Here is an 18,413-nt window from a genome sequence, read left to right as displayed (position 1 = left end):
ATATCAGTGCTAACGTTCCGGCCGTAACGCCGATAACAAGGAGTGTTCGTCATGATCGTCGTCACCGGCGCCACTGGTCAGCTCGGATCCCAGATCGTCGACCGGCTGCTCGACCGGCTGCCACCCGACACCGTGGGCGTGAGCGTGCGCGACGTCGACAGGGCCGCGAGCCTCGTCGAGCGTGGAGTGCGGGTGCGCGCCGCAGACTTCACCGACCCGGCCACGCTGGGACACGCCTTCGAGGGTGCCGACAAGGTCCTCATCGTGTCCGCCGCCATCCGCGGGCCCGGTGCGCTCGTCGCCAACCGCGCCGCCATCGACGCCGCCCGCGCCGCGGGAGCCAAACGGATCCTGTACACCAGCCACCAGGCCGCCTCCAGGGGCTCGCTCTTTGCCCCCCAGCCCACCCACGCCGCGACCGAGGAGCACCTGGCCGGGCTGAGGGTTCCCTTCACCGCCCTGCGCAACGGTTTCTACGCGAGCACGCTCAGCCTCTCCATCGCAACGGCGCTGGAGACCTGTCGACTCGTGGCACCGGCGGACGGTCCGGTGTCCTGGACCGCGCACGCCGACCTGGCCGAGGCCGCAGCCGTCGCCCTGACCGAGGAGGGCCTGCTCGATGGGGTCACGGCACCGCTGACCGCGTCGGAGACGCTCGACCTCGAAGCGGTGGCCGCCATCCTCAGCGACATCACGGGCCGCACCGTCGAACGTGTCGTCGTGGATGACGACGCGTGGCGGGCATCCGCCATCGAGCGAGGCATGCCCGCGGCCGCGGCCGATTTCACACTCGGCATGTACCGCGCGGCGCGAGAAGGAGAGTTCGCCGTGACCGATCCGACGCTGGAGACAGTCATCGGTCACCGCCCGACCCCCGTCCGCTCGGTGGTCGAGGCCATCGTCGCCCAGCGCTGACACGCTGGCGAGCCGGTCAGCGCAGCATCGCCCGGGTCATTCGACGGGTGGCGACGTACATCGCGAGCGAGCCGAACGCGAGGAGGTAGGCCACCGGGATCAACAGGTCCCAGCCGAGGTGGCCCAACGCGGGTTCCCGGACCAACTCGATGCTGTGGTAGAGCGGCAGTGCCTGGATCAGGGGCCGCACCGCCTCCGGATAGACCGACAGGGGATAGAACGTCGTCGCGAACAGGTACATCGGCAGCATGAACAGCTGGATGTACTGGAAGTCGGGGAAGTCGCGCAGGTACGTGGTCACGGCCAGGCCGCCGGCGGCGAACGCGTACGAGATCAGCAGCGACGCCGGTAGGGCCAGCAGCACCCAGGCCGAGGTGACCAGCCCACCCACGGCCATGAGGGTGAGGAACCCGACCGACGTCAACAGCGCGTTGATCATCGCGCTGGTCACCTCGCCGACGGCGATGTCGGTGACGGAGAGCGGCGTCGGCAGGATCGCCTCGTAGGTCTTCTCGACCCGCATCCGGACGAAGACACCGAAGCTCGTCTGGTTGAACGCCGTGTTCATCGCCGTGGTCGCCAGGATCGCCGGGGCCACGTAGGCGGCGTACGGCACGTCGACGCCGGGCACGGTGCCGACGAGCATCCCGACGCCGACGCCGATCGACAGCAGGTACAGGATCGGTTCGACGAGCGCGTTGAGCAGCGGCGTGACCGACCGGCGGTAGATCATGAAGTTGCGTTCGATGAGCGCCAGGGCCCGGCGTCTGGTCCAGGCCGGTACGGCGATGGTGGTCATGGTGTCTCCCCGAGGCGCTGGGCGTGGGCCGTCACGGGCGCAACCGTCGGCGGTAGGTGACCCGGGCGGCCAGGAAGCCGCCGATCGCGAGCACCAGCAGGTAGGCGATGTGGACCGAGCTGCCGACGATCGTCGCCGTGCCGAGGCTGAGCGTGCGGCACAGCTCCACCCCGTGCCACAACGGCAGCAGGTAGGACACCGGTCGGATCCACTCGGGTAGCTGCGAGACAGCGAAGAAGGTGCCGGAGAACATGTAGAGGGGCATGATGACGAAGCGGAACACCGTGTCGATCTGGCGCAGCTTGCGGACGCCGACCGCCCACGCGGCGGCGGGTGCCGCGAACGCGACCCCGGTCAGCGTCGCGCCGAGCAGGGCGCCGAGCGCCCACCACCCCCTGATCAGCCCGAACGCGGCCATCACCACGATGAAGGCGCCGCTGGCGATGAGCACCCGGAAGGTGATGAAGAGCAGGTGCCCGGCGGCGAGCTGCTCCGGCCTCAGCGGCGTCGGTGTCGCGCTGCGGTACGCCCCGAAGCCCGCAGCCCGGGCGACCCCCGCGGACCCTTCCAGGAACGCGTTCTGCATCGCGGCGGCGGCCAGCATGCCCGGGGCGAAGAACGCGGCGTAGGAGACGCCGGCGATCTGGGCCGGCGCGTTGTCGTCGACGAGGGCGCCCAGGCCGGCACCGATGCCGATGAGGAACAGCAACGGGTTCAGCACGTTGATCACGATCGTGCCGCGCCAGGTGCGCCGGTAGAGCGTGATCCAGTATCGGAAGACACGAAGCACAGTGGTCTCCCCTGCTACTCGATGAGCGATCGGCCGGTGAGCTTGAGGAACACGTCCTCCAACGTCGCGCGGCGGACCAGTGCGGTGAGCGGCGTGAGCGACATGGCGTGCACAGTGGCGAGGGCGGCCTCGCCGTCGGCGGTGTAGACGAGCAGCCGGTCGGGGAGCAGCTCGACCCGGCCGTCGGTGTCGTTGCCGCCGGTGGCCAGCACCGACGTACGAAGTTTCTCCGCCGCGGTGTCCCGTTCGTCGAGGCGGAAGCGGAGTTCGAGCACCTCCCGGGTGGCGTACCTGGTGATCAGTTCCCGGGGTGAGCCCTGCGCGACGATGCGGCCGTGGTCGACCACGATGAGCCGGTCGCAGAGCTGCTCGGCCTCGTCCATGTAGTGCGTGGTGAGGATGAGCGTGACGCCCTGCTGTTTGAGCTGGAAGAGCCGGTCCCACAGGACGTGTCGGGCCTGCGGGTCGAGGCCGGTGGTCGGCTCGTCGAGCAGCAGGATGTCCGGTTCGTTGATCAGGGAACGGGCGATGGTCAGCCGCCGGCGCATGCCGCCGGAGAGCGTCTCGACCTGGTCGCCGGCCTTCTCCTGCAGCTGGGCGAAGTCGAGCAGCCGAGTCGCGCGGTCCCGGATGACGGCCCTCGGCAGGCCGAAGTATCGCCCGTAGATGTGCAGGTTCTCCCGCACGGTGAGCTCGTTGTCCAGGTGGTCGTCCTGCGTGACGACGCCCAGCCGGGCGCGGATCTCCGGCCCCTGTGTCCTCGGGTCCATTCCCAGCACGCGCAGGCTGCCGCCGCTGATCGGCGACGTCGCGGCGATCATCCGCATGGTGGTCGACTTGCCGGCGCCGTTGGGGCCGAGAAGCCCGAAGGACTCCCCGCGCTCAAGTGTGAAGTCGATGCCGTCGACGGCACGGAACTCCGCTGTGGACCCACGCGGTGGATAGACCTTGGTCAGATCTCTCGCCTCGACCAGCGGATGCTCGCTCACCACGGCAGCTTACCGATCACGAACAGCGCTCTGCAAGATTCGAGCAAAGCTTTGTAATTTCCTGACTCTGCGCCGAGTGTCCGTTCACGACAGTTCGAGCACACTCCCGAGAGCCTCCCGTGTCGGCCGGCGGCAATCCGTAGGTTGTCTTCTTGACTGGCGGCTGACGTGTAGCTAAGTTTCAGCCACCCGGACTGAGAGGCGTCTATGCAGACCCGACTCGTTACCGCGACCGCCCTGGCGGCCACACTGGCGGCCACTCTCGCTCCCCTGCCTGCCCAGGCCGCCACGCCGGTGCGCCCTTCGACCGCCGAGCACGGCTGGGTCACGTCGACGCTGCAACACATGAGCCTGGAGCAGAAGGTCGGACAACTCTTCGCCACCTACGTCTACGGCGGTGACGCCACGGACCCCAGCGCCGCGGACCGGACCGCGAACCTCGCCGCCTTCGGTGTGGAGACGCCGGCCGAGGTGATCGAGCGGTACCACCTGGGCGGCGTCTGCTACTTCTCCTGGTCGCACAACCTGGACAGCCCCCGGCAGATCGCGATCCTCTCGAATGGACTGCAGAGGGCTGCCCGTGGCGACGGGGCAAAGGGCAGGGTGCCACTGCTCATCTCCACCGACCAGGAGCAGGGCGCGGTGGTGCGAATGCCCTCCCCCGCCGCCCAGTTCCCCGGGTCGATGGCGCTGGGCGCGGGGCGGTCGCCCCGGGCCGCCCGGACGGCGGCGGAGGTCACCGGACGCGAGCTGCGCGCCGTCGGCATCCAACAGCCGTACGCGCCGATCGCCGACGTCAACGTCAACCCGGGCAACCCGGTGATTGGCGTGCGGTCCTTCGGCGCCGACCCCACCCTCGTGGCCGACCTCACCGCCGCCCAGGTCACCGGTTTCCAGGACCGGGCCGGGGTGACCGCCGTGGCGAAGCACTTCCCCGGGCACGGCGACACGGCCACCGACAGCCACACCGGTCTCCCGGTGATCAACCACAGCCGCGCCGAGTGGGATCGGATCGACGCGCCGCCGTTCAAGCGTGCCATCCGCGCCGGTGTCGACACGATCATGACCGCGCACATCGTGGTCCCGGCGCTCGACCCGTCCGGCGACCCCGCGACCTTGTCGCCGACGATCCTCACCGGCGTGCTGCGCGGCGAGCTCGGTTTCCGGGGCGTCATCGTCACCGACGCGCTGAACATGGCTGGCGTGCGGGCGAAGTACGGCGACGAGCGGGTGCCCGTACTGGCGCTCAAGGCCGGCGCCGACCAGCTCCTGATGCCGCCGAATCTCGCGCTGGCGCGGGACGCGGTGCTGCGGGCCGTCGCCACCGGCGAGCTCACCGAGCGTCGGATCGACGAGTCGGTCCGGCGCATCCTCGGCGTGAAGTATCGCCAGGGACTTGCCCGCTCGCCGCTGGTCGACGTCGAGAAGGCCGTCCGGACCGTCGGCGCTCCGGAGCACCTTGCCGCCGTCACCCAGGTCACCGACCCGACGCTCACCGCCGTCCGCAACGATGCCGGAGTGCTACCCCTGCCCCACGCCGACCGGTCGGTCCTGATCACCGGCTGGGACAGCGCCGCCTTCGCCCCGGTCGCGACGGTCGCCGCCGGATTCACCACGCGTGGTGCCCGCGTCACCGCCCGACCGGCGACCCTGCCCTCCGACGCGACGATCACCGCCACGGCGAGCCAGGCCGCCGAGCACGACCTCACCGTCGTGCTCGTGAACAAGGCGTGGGACACCGCCGTCACCGACCCGCGAGCCACCCAGCAGCGCCTCGTCGCGGCGCTGCTCGGTGCCGGGAAACCCGTGGTCGTCGTGGCCGTCCGCGACCCGTACGACATCGCGTACCTGCCGGGTGTCACCACCTACCTGGCGACGTACTCGTACACCCGCGCGGCGATGGACGCCCTCGTCCGCGCGCTGCACGGTGAACTGTCCCCGAGCGGACGGCTGCCCGTCACGATCCCCACGGCCGAGGGGACGGGCTCCGTGCTCTACCCCTACGGCCACGGCCTGAGCTGGTAGGAGGCAAGCATGCAGCGGAGGAATTTCCTGGTCGGCGCGGTCGGTGCGGGCGCGCTGGGGGCGGGGACGCTCGGTGTCGGACCGGCGGCGGCCAACTCCCGTGACCGTCGGGTCCGCACCGGCCTCGACGAGCTGGTGTCGTCCGGGTTCGCCGAACTCGCCGGTCAGCGCGTGGGCGTCATCTCCAACCCGACCGGCGTCGATGCGTCCTACCGGCATCTCGTCGACCTGATGCACGGCTCCGGTCGGGTGCAACTGGTCGCGGCGTTCGGCCCCGAGCACGGCTTCCGCGGCTCGGCCCAGGCCGGTGGCAGCGAGGGAACCGGCGTCGACGCACGCACCGGCATCCCGGTGTACGACGCGTACGGCGCCTCGCAGACCCGGTGGGAAGCGATGTTCACCGAGGCCGGGGTGGACACGGTGGTCTTCGACATCCAGGACGTCGGAGTCCGCTTCTATACCTACATCTGGACGATGTACACCTCGATGGTCGCCGCCGCCCGGGTCGGCAAACGCTACGTCGTGCTGGACCGGCCCAACCCGATCGGCGGGCGGGCCTACGGGCCGATGATGACCAGCCCGTACACCTCGGGCGTGGGTCTCAAGGAGATCATTCAGCAGCACGGGATGACCGTCGGAGAGCTGGCCCGGTTCTTCAACGCCACGTTCCTGCCGGCCGAGACGGGACGACCGGTCGACCTGCATGTGGTGCGGTGCCGGCACTGGAAGCGCGACGCCCTCGCCGCCGACACCGGCGTGCCCTGGGTGATGCCCAGCCCGAACATGCCCACCCCGGACACCGCTCTGGTCTACCCGGGCACCGGGCTGTTCGAGGGTGTCGCCTCGATCACCGAGGGGCGCGGCACGTGCCGCCCGTTCGAGCTGATCGGCGGGCTGGCGACGGACTTCGACCACCACTGGGGTGACCGGCTCAACGCCCGGAACCTGCCCGGGGTCGAGTTCCGCGAGGCGTACTTCTCGCCGACCGCGGCCGGGCAGAAGCCGGACCTGCTCAACAAGCTCTGCGCCGGCGTCGAGGTCAAGGTCGTCGACCCGGCGGTGTACGACCCGATCCGCACCGGAGTGGCCATGCTCGTGGAGGCGCACAGGTACCCGGCGTTCGCCTGGCGACGCGACTCGTGGGACACCGTGCGCCCGTACTGGATCGACAAGCTCACCGGGTCGCCGCGACTGCGGACCCAGATTGATGCCGGAGCTGACGTGGACGACGTCGTCGGCGCCTGGGCCGAGGAGTTGGTTACCTTCAACCGGCGTCGCCGGCCCTACCTGCTCTACTGAGGAGTGCGGTCATGACCAGGTCGACCCGTCGTCCGCTCCGCTCACTCGCGCTCGGCCTGGGTCTGGTGATCCTGGGCACGGTGCTGCCCACCACCGGGGCCGTCGCCGCGACACCTACGTCCGGTCCGCCGACCGTCACCCCCGCGGACATCCAGTTCCGTCACGACACGTTGCGGCGCGGCAGCGCTCGCCAGGTCGGACTGCTCCCCAACCAGGTGGATCGCCTGCCCGCCGACCTGGCGGCGTATCTCCAGCCGACCCCGGAGCACCCCGGCTACCCGGCGTACGCCGGCGCGGTGGTCCTGGCTGCCAAGGACGGTGTGATCGTTGAGCACGCCGCCGTGGGCAGCGCGGTGAAGTACTCCGCAGTTGGGCCACCGCCCGACCTGGTCGGTGTGGAACTCCCCGCCGACCAGCAGATCCCGACCCGGCGCGACACCATCTTCGACCTGGCGTCGGTGTCGAAACTGTTCACCACGATCGTCGCCATGCAGCAGGTGGAGCGGGGGCGGGTGGAGCTGGACACGCCGGTCGTCCGGTACGTCCCGGAGTTCGCCGCCGGCGGCAAGGCGGCGGTCACCGTGCGGATGCTGCTCACCCACACATCGGGTCTGCCCGCGTTCACACCACTGTGGAGCAGGTACCCGACACCGGCCGAGCGATTCGCCGCCGCGCTCGCCACGCCGCTCACCGCCGGGGCAACGCCCGGTAGCCAGTACGTCTACTCCGACCTGGGGCTGATCGCGCTGGGCGTCCTGCTGGAGCGGGTAACCGGTCGGCCGCTGGCCGACCTGGTCCGCGACGGCGTGACCGGGCCGCTGGGCATGACCGACACCGGCTACAACCCCGGCCCGGAGCGGCGGTCGCGGATCGCCGCGACCGAATACCAGCCGTACGCCGGACGCGGCATGGTGTGGGGTGAGGTGCACGACGAGAACGCGTGGTCGCTCGGCGGAGTGGCCGGGCACGCCGGGGTCTTCTCCACGGCCGCGGACCTGGCCGTGCTCTGCCAGTCACTGCTCAACGGCGGCGAATACCGCGGCCGGCGGATCCTGCGCTCGGAAACGGTGCGCGCGATGCTGGTCAATCACAACGCGCCGCTCGAGTCGGCCTACCCGGAGAGCGACCGCGGGCTCGGCTTCGAGCTGAACAAGCACTGGTACATGATGGGGCTCTCCTCTCCGGTGGCCTTCGGGCACACCGGCTTCACCGGAACGTCGATCGTCATCGACCCGCTCTCCCACTCGTTCGTCGTCATGCTCAGCAACCGGGTGCACCCGGACCGGGGCTGGGGCAGCAACAACGTCGCCCGACGGGCCGTCGCGCGTGACCTCGCGGAGGCGATGCCGGTACGGCCGCGCTCGGCCAGCGCCTGGCGGGCCGACCCACGCGACTCCGCGACGAGCACGCTCACGGCGCCGCTGCGTCGGCCCGGCCGTGGCGGGGCGGCGAGCTTCCTGCTTTGGTACGACACCGAGCCCCGCTTCGACAGCGCGCGATTCGAGGTTTCCACCGACGGTGGTCAGACCTGGGCGCCGGCGACAATGCAGCTCCGCGACGCCGCCCGCCGGTGGAGCGCCGACGGCACGGTCACCGGCTACGGGGGTCGGGTGTGGTGGCAGGTCACGGTGGCGCTGCCCGATCAGGCCACCCACCTGCGATTCAGTAGCAGCACCGACGGCTCCGGCCAGGGGCGTGGCGTCTACGTCGACCGGGTCGTAGCGGCGGACCGGCACGGCATGCTCTTCTCCGGCGAGGGTGCCGACGCCTCCCGGTTCGTCGCCGACGGGTGGTCACCGGCGCGGAGCTGAGACGTTGCACCATCGGAGCGCCCCTGCGAGGGTCGGCGGATGCCAGTGGTGACGAGCGCCGACCTGCTCGGGGCGGCCGACGAGATGACGCGGGTGCTGCACCCGCACCGCGAGCGCGACTGGGCCGTGCCCGCAGGCACGCTGACGTGGAGCTGCTGGACCACCGCCGCGCACGTCGCGCACGACCTGCTCGCCTACGCCGGCCAGGTCACCGCCAGCCCCAGGGACAGCTACCTGCCGTACGACCTGCGGGTCTCCCCCGACGCGAGCCCGGCGCAGGCGCTCACCGTGGTGCGTGCCTACGCCGGGCTGCTCGCCACCGCCGTCGACGCCGCGCCGGCGACTGCGCGAGCCTGGCACTTCGGTCCCTGCGACCCGGCCGGCTTCGCCGCGACGGGGGTGGCCGAGACCCTGCTGCACACCCACGACATCACCCTCGGCCTCGGCGTGCCATGGCAGCCGCCCCGACCGCTGAATCCGGGTTGCTGTAGGGGTTCGAGAGCAATTTGACCCTCGACCGGGTTGAGGCCCGACCATCGGCGACATGAGCGACCAAGCGACCGCCGACCCGACCATGACCCGCATCATCAAGGCCGTCCAGCTCGGCCAGAGCGGCGCGCCTGCCCGGGCCCGTGAACTGCTCACCGCAGTGTGGGACGAGCTCGGCCCCACCGGCGACGCCCTGCACCGCTGCACCCTGGCGCACTACCTCGCCGACCTGCAGGACACCACCGAGGCGGAACTGGCCTGGGACGAACGAGCCCTGGCCGCCGTGTCCGAGCTGACCGACGAACGCGCCCAGGAATACCTACCCTCGCTCCAGGTCCAGGCGTTCCTGCCGTCGCTGTACCTCAACCTGGCCGACTGCCACCGACGCCTGGGCAACGTCCGCCTAGCCCGGGAGCACCTCGCCCGCGCCCGCGAACACCTGGTGCGGCTACCCGAGGACCCGTACGGCGAGAGCATCCGCGCCGCCGTCAGTGACTTCGTCGAGGACGATCCGACCGACCGGCGGCGGTAGCGGTCGGCCGCGGTCACCCATTCTGGCGAGCGACGCCCATCCGGTACTCCTGCGGTGAACGTCCGTAGTGGGCACGGAAGAGGCGGCTGAAGTGGGCCCGGTCCGGAAAACCCCAGCGGGCGGCTATGACATGAACCGGCTGCCGCAGCAGCGGGTTGCCGAGATCACGCCGGCACTGCTCCAGACGCTTGGAGCGGATGAGTTCGGCAACCGTCGTCGCCTCCGCCTCGAACAGGCGGTGCAGCGACCGCAGCGAGATGTGGTGGGCGGCGGCGACGCTACTCGGGTTGAGCTCGTCGCTGTCGAGGTGGCGGTCGATGAAATCGACGACGCGGGCCCGCAGCGTGGTGTGCCGGGCCTCCGGTGACAGGGTGTCCTCGATGTCGAGGTACTGCGCGAGCACGGCGGTGAGCAGGTCCACCGCCACCCCACCCAGAATCTCGGCCTGCGCCGGCTCGAACTGCTCCGGGTGCGCCGCGATGCTCCGCAGGTGGTGGGCCAACAGTCCGCCCACGCCGAGGTGCGACGGCATCGGCGTGGCCAGCAGGCGACGCAGCCGGTCCGGCGCCAGGGGCAGCGCCGCGTGCGGTATCTGCACGGTGATCGTGGTGGCGAGACCGGCGCCGTCGGCGCGGTGCCGGGCGACGTGCCGCCGCGCGGGGTCCAGGAGCGTGAAGTGCTTGCCGGGTTCCAGCGTGGACTCGGCGCGGTCCTGGATCAGGGTGCTGTGACCGGTCAGTGGTAGCGTGAGCTGGTACACGTCCCCCTCGGCGCTGCGAACCAGTTTGGTGGGGCGGATCGCGTCCAGCGACGGGTACCGCAGCGAAGTCATCCGAATGCGACCGAGATCGATGGCCTGGACGTAGGCGACGAAGTTGTCCAGGTGGCCGCTGCTGATGTGCGCTGGCGCCGTCTCCTGGGCGACCAGGGCATACCAGAACGCGAACCTGTCCGCCGGAGGCAACACCGTCGTGTCCACCACCATGTTGGGCAACATTCCGCTCGCCTCCCCCCACCTGCGAGGATGGATTCTTGCACGCCTCGACGCTCTTCACCCATGACGGGATTTCCACGCCCGGTGCTGCCGCGCGGGTTGGCGAATGTCTGCGGTGACCGGCGCCGACCTGCGGGAGGCGGCCGAGGAAATGACCCGGGTGCTGCTGCCACACCGGGACCGCGACTGGTCGGTGCCGGCCGGCCCGCTGAGCTGGAGCTGCTGGACCACCGCGGCGCACGTCGCGCACGACCTCCTCGCCTACGCGGGGCAGGTCACCGGCCGCCCGGACGACGGCTACCTACCGTACGACCTGCGGGTCTCTCCCGACGCGAGCCCGACGCAGGTGCTCACAGTGGTGCGGGCCTGCGCCGGTCTGCTCGCCGCCGCCGTCGACGCCGCCGAACCGGACGCGCGGGCCTGGCACTTCGGCCCGTGTGATCCGGCTGGTTTCGCCGCCATGGGCGTGGCCGAGACCCTGCTGCACACCCACGACATCACCCTCGGCCTCGGTGTGCCGTGGCAGCCGCCGCAGCGGCTGAGCACGCTGGTGCTGCGCCGGCTCTTCCCGGACGCACCGGCCGGTGCGGCACCCGAGGTGCTGCTCTGGATGACCGGCCGCGGTGAGCTGCCCGGCCGGGCGAGACGCACCTCCTGGAGCTGGCGGGCCAGGGTGGACTGACGACTAGGCGTGCAGGGCGTGCCGGTGGCCGTCGAGCGGGAAGGGCGGCCGGGCCGGCAACACCTCCTGGAACACGAAGCCGCACTTCTGCGCCACCCGGCAGGACGCCACGTTGTCCACCTGGTGCAACAGGTCGAGACGCGCCACCTCGGGGAAACGGTCGAACGCCCAGCGGCTCAGCGCGGTGACCGCGCGGGGGGCGACGCCGCGACCGCGCGCCCACGACGCCGTCCAGTAACCCACCTCCGGCGCCGGGCGCTGCGGTGTGACCCCCTTGAGCACCACGTTGCCCACCAGCCGAGCGCCGTCGGCCCGCTCTTCGACGACGGCGAAGGTGTACCGCCGGCCGTCGGCCCAGTCCCGCACTGTGCCGTCCAACCACCGCCGGGCCTCGGCGGCGGTGGTGACCGGAGTTCTGGTCCAGCGGCGCAGCACCGGATCCCGGTACGCCTGCACCAGCTCATCCAGGTCGCCGGCGCACCACTGACGCAGCGCGACCCCCGGCGTCGAGGGCATGTCGGGTGACCGCGATTCGATCAGCATCGGCACAGTCTGCCGTGGTGGTGGCCTCGGGGTCAGCCCCGTCGGCGCCACCGTCGCCACCAGCTGCGGCGGGGCCGCCGCGGCGGTGCCGAAACGGTCGCCGGTCCGGTGGCGGTCGTCGTGACCTCGGGCCGGGCCCGTTCCGCGCGCCAACGGCGGACCACGTCATCGGCGTTCACCGGCCGCACCACGACCCGGGGACCGTCGGGGTTGCGCAGCCACGCCACGATCTGTGCGTTCAGCTGCGCCACGAAGTCGCGGACGGACCGCTCGGTGGGCAGGTGACGGACCTCGTCGGGCACCTGCTCGACGCGGCGACGCAGTTGCAGCGACGTGGGCAGGAGCAGGTCACTGGGGAGCGCCTCGCGCTCCAGGAAGCTCTTGATCCACCACGACTCGTCGTACGGCATCCCACGGCCGGGGATCGGTTTGCCCATGCCGGGCAGGTCGTCGAACTCGCCGCGCTGCACGGCTCCCCGGATCTGCGACTCCACTGCCGCTTCCCACGCCTCGCTCACCCTGCGGCACCTCCCCTGGCCACCGTAACGCGCCGCGTCCGCCCGGCGACGCGCACTTGTCAGGGGTCAGCGCGCCTGCGACGGCGAGCATTCCCGCCGCGGTGCTGCCGGGTCGCGCCGAACACGAGCGGATCATCCCGGATCGCAGGCCACGGCCGGTGAGGTGGCCCTGGGTCGGGACGTTCATCCCGATTACGGTCGGTGTGGGGTCCAACGAACGGGGGAATCGTCGTGGTGAGTACGGGTGCGCTGCTGGGCATCGCGCTGGTGGCGTTGGGGCTGGTGCTCACGCCCGGCCCGAACATGGTCTACCTGGTGTCCCGCTCGGTGGCGCAGGGCCGCCGAGCCGGGCTGATCTCGCTGCTCGGGGTGGCCGCCGGCTTCGGCGTCTACCTGGCGGCGGCGGTCGCCGGCCTGGCCACCGTCTTCGTCCTGGTGCCGACGCTGTACGCGGTGGTGAAGCTCGCCGGTGCCGGCTACCTGCTCTGGCTGGCCTGGCGGACGCTGCGTCCGGGCGGAGGCTCACCATTCGCCCCCACGCCGCTGCCACCGGACCCGCCCCGGCGGCTGTTCACCATGGGCCTGGTCACCAACCTGCTGAACCCGAAGATCGCGATCCTCTACGTGTCGCTGCTGCCGCAGTTCATCGACCCGACCCGCGGGCACCTGGCGACACAGAGTCTGCTGCTCGGGCTGACCCAGATCGTCGTCGCGCTGAGCGTGAACGCGCTGATCGTGCTCAGCGCCGGCGCCCTCGCGGAGTTCTTCGCCCGCCGGCCGGTGTGGCTGCGGGTGCAGCGGTGGGTGACCGGCACCGCGCTCGCGGCACTGGCCGTACGCATCGCCGCCGACCGCTCGCGCGCGGCCGTCGCCACGCCCTGACCCTGGGCGGTCACCGCCCCCGGTGGCGGTCGACCATCCCGGCGGCCAGCGGCGCGGCGTCCAGGTCACCGGCGGCGAGCCGGGCGGCGAGGGTACGGCGGACCAGCCGATCGGCCAGCGCGGGCGTGTGCCGGCCGACGGCCATCTCCAACCGGCCGCGGGCGGTGGTCGCCACGTCCCGGGGCGCCCGCCGGGCGGTGGCGGTCCGCAGGATCGCCGCGACCACCCCTTCGACGGGCTCGGGGCGGGACACCCCTTGCAGGGACAGCCCGGCCTCGGCGGTGCTGTCGTGGATCGGTGAGGCGACCATGCTGGGGTAGACGACGCTCACCCCGACGTGGGTGCCGACCTCGTGCCGCAGCGCGTCGGCGTAGGCGACCACTGCCCGTTTGCTCACCCCGTACGCGGCGGCGAGCGGGAGCGGCAGCACCGCCATCCGGCTGGCCACGAAGATCACCCGTCCGCGTGCGGCGAGCAGCGGGGGCAGCGCGGCGGCGGTGGTGCGCCAGGCGGCGAGCAGGTTGACCTCCAGTTGCCGACGGACCACCTCGTCGGGCGGCAACTCGGCCGGGGCGGGACCACCGACCCCGGCGTTGTTGATCAACAGGTCGAGCCCGCCGAGCCGGTCGACGGCGGCCCGCACCGCCGCCGGTACCGCGTCCGGGTCGGTCAGGTCGCAGCCGAGCACCGGCACCTCGTCGTCGGGGCGGGCGTGCAGGTCGAGCCCCACCACCCGGGCGCCGGCCGCGCCCAGCGCGGCGCCGAGATGGCGGCCGAACGTCCCGCTCGCCCCGGTGACCAGCACCCGCCGACCGGCCAGGGACCGACCCCTCACCGGGGTGCCCCCACCGAGGACGCCGCACCGGAGCGGGCGCGGCGGGTCCCGGCGGTCAACTCCCGGGCCAACTCGGCCAGGTAGACGTCGAAGTCCACCCGCATCGCCGGGCGGTGCTGACCCCAGCGGGCGGTAGCGGCCCGCAGTTCGGCCCGGCACACGGCGCGCTGCCGCTGCGGGTCCGGCAGCGCGTACCGGCCGGCGAGGTGCGCCGCGATCAGCTTGGCCTGCGCCTCGACCAGGGGGAACGCGGAACCGGTGGACTGCATCAACCCGACGAAACTCAACCCGGGGGCGTCGGGGTGGAACACGTGCCGGTACAGCGGCAGGGTGTCGGCGCCCCCGGCGAGCAGCGCCGGGTCGAGGAACGGGACGTCCACCCGATAACCGGTGCACCAGATGATCAGATCGACGCTCTCGCTGCGGCCGTCGGTGAACTCCACCCGCTCGCCGTCCAGGGCGGCGACGCCGGGTCGGGCCTCGACGTCACCGTGGGTCAGCCGCGACAGCAACCCGTCGGAGAGCGTCGGATGGTCCTGGAGGAAACCGTGCGCCGGCGTGGGCAGCCCGTAGCGGGCGGGGTTGCCGACGGTGGCGCTCAGCATCGTCTGGCTGATGCGTTGGCGCAGACGCCACGGCAGTCGACGGGCCAACGCCCCGTTGAGGGTGTCCGAGGGGCGACCCAGCAGGTACTTCGGCACCACCCAGACGCCCCGGCGCAGCGACAGCAGGGTGCGGCTGGCGGCGTACGACGCGTCCACCGCGATGTCCATCGCGGAGTTGCCGCCGCCGACGACGAGGACCCGCCGGCCGGCCAACTGTTCCGGGCCCCGGTAGTCGTGGCTGTGCATCTGCTCGGCGGTGCAGGTGCCGGGGTACCCGGGGTCGGGCAGTCGGGGCACCCGGTTGTGCCCGTTGGCGACGACCACGGCGTCGACGGTGACCTCGACCGTGCCGGTCGAGCCGCTGGCGGCCACCGTCCAGGTGCCGGTGCGGTTCCGGGTGACCCGCTCGACGGTGTGGCGCAGCCGGATGGTGTCGGCCAGCCCGAAACGCGCGGCGTAGTCGGCGAGGTAACCGGCGACGCGACGGTGATCGGGGTAGTCGGGCCAGTCGGTGGGCATCGGGTGGTCGGCGAACTGGGTGCGACCACGGCTGGTGTTGAGGTGCAGCGTGCGGTACGCGGGCGAGTCAGGTGCCCCGTACACCCAGAGGCCGCCGACCTGCTCGGCGGCCTCGAAGCCGACAGCCGGCACGTCGGCGTCGCGTAGTGCCTTGATCGCGGCGAGGCCGGCGGCGCCGGCCCCGATCACCGCCACCCGCTGTGGTACGCCCATTGCCGCCCCCACTAATCCAACGTCTGATGGATAATCGTCGCGCGGCGGCGGCCCGTCAAGGGGTCGGTGATCCGTACAGCCCGTCCAGCAGGCGATGCACGAACGCCCGGAACTCGCGCCGTTCCCGAGCGCCGGGCGCACCCGCTGCCAACGCCACCACGTGCCCGTGCGTCGCCCACACCAGACTCCGCACCGTGATGTGCGGGGTCGGCTCGGCCAGCGCGCCGGCCGCCGCGGCGGCGGTGAGCAGCTCCGCGACCAGCCGGTACAACGGGTCGGCATAGCGCGTGTCGAGCTCGGCGTGCCGCTGCGGTTCCAGCCAGCGGCGCAGCCACAGCGCGGTGGTCTCGGGGCGGTCCTCCAGGAAGTCGACGAAGACGTCGACCAACTCGTGCAGGGCCCGTCGCGCCGCGCCGGGGCCCGCGTCGAGAGCGGCGCGGGCCTGCTCGGCGGCCTCGGTCAGCACGTCCCGTTCGGCGGCGAACACCCGGGCGAAGCACGCGTCGTAGAGCGCTGCCTTCGTACCCGTGTGGTGCGCGACGGTGGCGACGTCGACCCCGGCGGCTGCGGCGACCTCCCGCAGCCCGACGGCGTCGAAGCCCCGCTCGGCGAAGAGCGTTGTCGCCGCGGTGAGCACCACCTCGCGGGTCGGCCGGGTCTCGTCGCGGCGGGGCCGACCCGGGCGGCGGCGGGGCATGGTCATGACCGTCATTCTGCCCCTAGAATCCAGCAACCGTTGGATTGCGGAGAGGATGCGGCGATGACCGGGCTGGACCGGCGGCCCGCGGCCGCCCTCGACACGACGCTGCCGCGCGGCCCCCTGGCGGGCTTCGCCGCCGGCTCGCTCGGCATGGGCATCTGGGTGACAGTGCCCGGCCTGCTGCTGCTCTACTTCCTCACCGACGTGCTCGCCGTCGGGCCGTGGCTGGCCGGCCTGGCGCTGCTGCTGCCGAAGATCGCCGACGTGCTGCTGCACCCCTGGGTGGGGCACCGCGCCGACGTCGAACAGACCCGACGCGGCGACCGGCGTCGCCTGCTGCTGCTCGGCTGCGCCCTGCCGGTGGCGTTCGCCGCGCTCTTCGCCGTGCCCGGCGGCCTGACCGGCGGGCCGGCCGCCGCGTGGGTGGCGGTGTTCTTCATCGCCGGCAACCTGCTCTTCGCCGCCTACCAGGTCCCCTACCTGGCCACCCCGGCCGACCTGCGGATCGGCTACCACGAACGCACCCGGCTGATGGCCTTCCGGATGGTGGTGCTGACCCTGGGCATCCTGGTGTCCGGCCTGCTGGCCCCCCTGCTCACCGGCGGCGACGCCGCGACGCGCGGCGGCTACCAGCGGATGGGCGTGGTCCTCGCGGTGGGGATGCTCGCGGCCATGCTGGTCGGTGTCGCCGGCATCGCCCGGCTGCGCGGGTCCGCGCCGGTGACCACCGCGCCTGGGCACGGTGGGTGGCGGGCGTTGCGCACGGCGCTGCGCGACCCGCAGTTCCGGTGGCTGGTCGCCGCGTACCTGGCGATGTCCACCACCACCCACCTGGTGCTCGCCGGGGTGCCCTACTACGCCGAGTACGAGCTACGCGCGCCCGGCCTGACCACGGTGCTGGTGGCCGCGTTCGTGGCGCCGGCGCTGCTGGTCACCCCGGCCTGGCTGGTGATGGCGCGCCGGGTCGGCAAGCAGCGGGCGCTGCTCGGCGCGCAGGGCGCGTTCGCCGCCGGCTCGCTGGTGCTGGCGGTGGGCCGCCCGGCCGGCCTGCCGGTGCTCATCGGCGCGGTGGCGGTGCTCGGGGTGGCGTTCGCCGGCATGCAGCTGCTGCCGTTCTCGATGCTGCCCGACGTGATCCGCGCCGCCAGCAACGCCAGCGGCACCGGGGCCGGCACCTACACCGGGGTGTGGACGGCCACCGAGGCCACCGGCGCGGCCCTGGGCCCGTACGCGTACGCGTTGTGCCTGACCGTGGGTGGCTTCGTGGCCTCGAGCGCCGGTGAGTCGCCGGTGCAGCCGGACGCCGCGCTAGCGGCGGTCCGCTACGGCTTCGGGTTGCTGCCGGCGGTGGCGATGCTCGCGGCGCTGCTGCTGCAACGCCGCTACACCCTGGACGCGACGGCCCGGGCGACGAGCTGATTCGCCGGCACTAGACTTCGCCCTCGATGGACGCCCAGCCCAGCACCACCGAAACCCGCCCGTGCGCCCACTGTGGACGGCCGGTGCCGCAGCGTGTCGGCGCGGGTCGACCGTTTCGCTACTGCCGCGACAACGACGGCGCCTGCCAGCGCGCCTCCCGCAACAGCCGGATGCGGCACCGCAACGCCCCCGGTCTGCCCGGGCAGGTGGCCCGCACCTGGGAGGCGGTGGATCGGCTCGACCAGATCGTCGAGACGTTGACGGAGTCGCTGCACGCCGAGTTGTCCCCGGTGGGTGTGCAGCGGCAGCTCGCCCAGGCCCGCGCGGAGGCCGCCACCGAGATCGCGGCGGCGCAGACCGAACGCGACGAGGCCCGCGACGACGCCGAGACCGCGGCGGCCGACGCGGCGCGCGCCCGCGAGCAGGCCCGTGACGCCCGCGCCGAGGCCGACGACGCCCGCCAACGCGCCGAGCAGGCACACCAGCAGGCCACCGCCGCCGACGAACGGGCGCGGCACGCCGAGGCCGCCCGCGACCAGGCGCGCCACGACGCCAGCGCCGCCGAGGCGCTGCGCGCCCAGGCCGAGCGCGACCGGGACCAGGCCCGCGCCGAGGTGCGGGACCTGCGCACGCAACGCGACGCCGAGCGGCAGCGGGTGGCCGATCTGAGCGTGGAACGCGACGCGCTGCGCGCCGAGGCCGAACGGGCCACCCGGGCCGCCGCCGAGGCGACCGAGCGGGCCGGGCGGTGGCAGGCCGAGGTGCAGGACGTCCGGCGCCAGATTGAGCAGTCCCGCGCCGACGCGGCGCGGACCCGCGCGGAGGCCGCCGACGCCGCCCGGGCGCGCGAGCAG

At 72.4% G+C, this 18,413-nt stretch carries 19 protein-coding genes; 10 read left to right on the top strand and 9 right to left on the bottom strand.

Going from position 1 to position 18,413, the window contains the following annotated elements; translation table 11 throughout:
- Positions 1 to 51 precede the first annotated feature (51 nt).
- On the top strand, positions 52 to 915 hold the full coding sequence (locus ABZU74_RS19225; protein ID WP_355425417.1) for an NmrA family NAD(P)-binding protein: 864 nt from the start codon (positions 52 to 54) through the stop codon (positions 913 to 915).
- 16 nt (positions 916 to 931) lie between these two features.
- Here the strand turns inward: ABZU74_RS19225 and ABZU74_RS19220 are convergent, their stop codons facing one another.
- From ABZU74_RS19220 to ABZU74_RS19210, 3 genes are read right to left on the bottom strand one after another with little or no spacing between them, the layout of a single operon-like run.
- Complete coding sequence (locus ABZU74_RS19220) at positions 932 to 1,714, bottom strand: ABC transporter permease (protein ID WP_355425414.1); 783 nt, start codon at positions 1,712 to 1,714, stop codon at positions 932 to 934.
- Between the two features lie 31 nt (positions 1,715 to 1,745).
- Positions 1,746 to 2,504, bottom strand: coding sequence for an ABC transporter permease (locus ABZU74_RS19215; RefSeq protein ID WP_355425411.1), 759 nt, complete (start codon positions 2,502 to 2,504; stop codon positions 1,746 to 1,748).
- Between the two features lie 14 nt (positions 2,505 to 2,518).
- The gene (locus ABZU74_RS19210) at positions 2,519 to 3,460 is read right to left on the bottom strand and encodes an ABC transporter ATP-binding protein (RefSeq protein ID WP_355425707.1); all 942 of its coding nucleotides are present in this window, start codon (positions 3,458 to 3,460) and stop codon (positions 2,519 to 2,521) included.
- A 240-nt stretch (positions 3,461 to 3,700) separates the two neighbouring features.
- On the opposite strand from ABZU74_RS19210, the gene ABZU74_RS19205 reads away from it, so the two are divergent.
- From ABZU74_RS19205 to ABZU74_RS19185, 5 genes are read left to right on the top strand one after another with little or no spacing between them, the layout of a single operon-like run.
- Positions 3,701 to 5,518: a glycoside hydrolase family 3 protein gene (locus ABZU74_RS19205; RefSeq protein WP_355425408.1), complete on the top strand. Its 1,818-nt coding sequence runs from the start codon at positions 3,701 to 3,703 to the stop codon at positions 5,516 to 5,518.
- A 9-nt stretch (positions 5,519 to 5,527) separates the two neighbouring features.
- On the top strand, positions 5,528 to 6,817 hold the full coding sequence (locus ABZU74_RS19200) for a DUF1343 domain-containing protein (RefSeq protein ID WP_355425405.1): 1,290 nt from the start codon (positions 5,528 to 5,530) through the stop codon (positions 6,815 to 6,817).
- Positions 6,818 to 6,828: 11 nt separating this feature from the next.
- The gene (locus ABZU74_RS19195) at positions 6,829 to 8,628 is read left to right on the top strand and encodes a serine hydrolase (protein ID WP_355425402.1); all 1,800 of its coding nucleotides are present in this window, start codon (positions 6,829 to 6,831) and stop codon (positions 8,626 to 8,628) included.
- 39 nt (positions 8,629 to 8,667) lie between these two features.
- Positions 8,668 to 9,138: a maleylpyruvate isomerase N-terminal domain-containing protein gene (locus ABZU74_RS19190; RefSeq protein ID WP_355425399.1), complete on the top strand. Its 471-nt coding sequence runs from the start codon at positions 8,668 to 8,670 to the stop codon at positions 9,136 to 9,138.
- A gap of 34 nt (positions 9,139 to 9,172) precedes the next feature.
- On the top strand, positions 9,173 to 9,649 hold the full coding sequence (locus ABZU74_RS19185; protein ID WP_355425396.1) for a hypothetical protein: 477 nt from the start codon (positions 9,173 to 9,175) through the stop codon (positions 9,647 to 9,649).
- Positions 9,650 to 9,662: 13 nt separating this feature from the next.
- Here the strand turns inward: ABZU74_RS19185 and ABZU74_RS19180 are convergent, their stop codons facing one another.
- Positions 9,663 to 10,646, bottom strand: coding sequence for a helix-turn-helix domain-containing protein (locus ABZU74_RS19180; protein ID WP_355425394.1), 984 nt, complete (start codon positions 10,644 to 10,646; stop codon positions 9,663 to 9,665).
- Positions 10,647 to 10,749: 103 nt separating this feature from the next.
- Here ABZU74_RS19180 and ABZU74_RS19175 point away from each other — a divergent pair, with 103 nt between their 5' ends.
- Positions 10,750 to 11,325, top strand: coding sequence for a maleylpyruvate isomerase N-terminal domain-containing protein (locus ABZU74_RS19175; protein WP_355425391.1), 576 nt, complete (start codon positions 10,750 to 10,752; stop codon positions 11,323 to 11,325).
- Between the two features lie 3 nt (positions 11,326 to 11,328).
- Here ABZU74_RS19175 and ABZU74_RS19170 read toward each other — a convergent pair whose 3' ends face one another.
- Positions 11,329 to 11,868, bottom strand: a complete 540-nt coding sequence (locus ABZU74_RS19170; RefSeq protein WP_355425388.1) for a GNAT family N-acetyltransferase — start codon at positions 11,866 to 11,868, stop codon at positions 11,329 to 11,331.
- 32 nt (positions 11,869 to 11,900) lie between these two features.
- Positions 11,901 to 12,386, bottom strand: coding sequence for a DUF1992 domain-containing protein (locus ABZU74_RS19165; protein ID WP_355425385.1), 486 nt, complete (start codon positions 12,384 to 12,386; stop codon positions 11,901 to 11,903).
- Positions 12,387 to 12,617: 231 nt separating this feature from the next.
- Here ABZU74_RS19165 and ABZU74_RS19160 point away from each other — a divergent pair, with 231 nt between their 5' ends.
- Positions 12,618 to 13,268 (top strand): LysE family translocator, encoded by a 651-nt coding sequence (locus tag ABZU74_RS19160; protein WP_355425383.1) that lies wholly within the window; start codon positions 12,618 to 12,620, stop codon positions 13,266 to 13,268.
- 10 nt (positions 13,269 to 13,278) lie between these two features.
- Here the strand turns inward: ABZU74_RS19160 and ABZU74_RS19155 are convergent, their stop codons facing one another.
- From ABZU74_RS19155 to ABZU74_RS19145, 3 genes are read right to left on the bottom strand one after another with little or no spacing between them, the layout of a single operon-like run.
- The gene (locus tag ABZU74_RS19155; RefSeq protein ID WP_355425381.1) at positions 13,279 to 14,103 is read right to left on the bottom strand and encodes an SDR family NAD(P)-dependent oxidoreductase; all 825 of its coding nucleotides are present in this window, start codon (positions 14,101 to 14,103) and stop codon (positions 13,279 to 13,281) included.
- On the bottom strand, positions 14,100 to 15,440 hold the full coding sequence (locus ABZU74_RS19150; protein WP_355425378.1) for an NAD(P)-binding domain-containing protein: 1,341 nt from the start codon (positions 15,438 to 15,440) through the stop codon (positions 14,100 to 14,102). Before ABZU74_RS19150 ends, ABZU74_RS19155 begins: the two co-directional genes overlap by 4 nt.
- Positions 15,441 to 15,495: 55 nt before the next feature.
- Complete coding sequence (locus ABZU74_RS19145) at positions 15,496 to 16,137, bottom strand: TetR/AcrR family transcriptional regulator (protein WP_355425704.1); 642 nt, start codon at positions 16,135 to 16,137, stop codon at positions 15,496 to 15,498.
- A 63-nt stretch (positions 16,138 to 16,200) separates the two neighbouring features.
- Here ABZU74_RS19145 and ABZU74_RS19140 point away from each other — a divergent pair, with 63 nt between their 5' ends.
- Both ABZU74_RS19140 and ABZU74_RS19135 read left to right on the top strand, forming a co-directional pair.
- Positions 16,201 to 17,559 (top strand): MFS transporter, encoded by a 1,359-nt coding sequence (locus ABZU74_RS19140; RefSeq protein WP_355425375.1) that lies wholly within the window; start codon positions 16,201 to 16,203, stop codon positions 17,557 to 17,559.
- Between the two features lie 26 nt (positions 17,560 to 17,585).
- Positions 17,586 to 18,413 (top strand): hypothetical protein (locus ABZU74_RS19135; protein ID WP_355425372.1); only part of this gene is annotated, 828 nt, incomplete at its 3' end.

It is taken from the genome of Micromonospora sp. NPDC005171, from assembly GCF_040608575.1.
Taxonomy (GTDB): Bacteria; Actinomycetota; Actinomycetes; order Mycobacteriales; family Micromonosporaceae; genus Micromonospora.
This window is presented reverse-complemented; position numbering and strand designations above follow the sequence as displayed.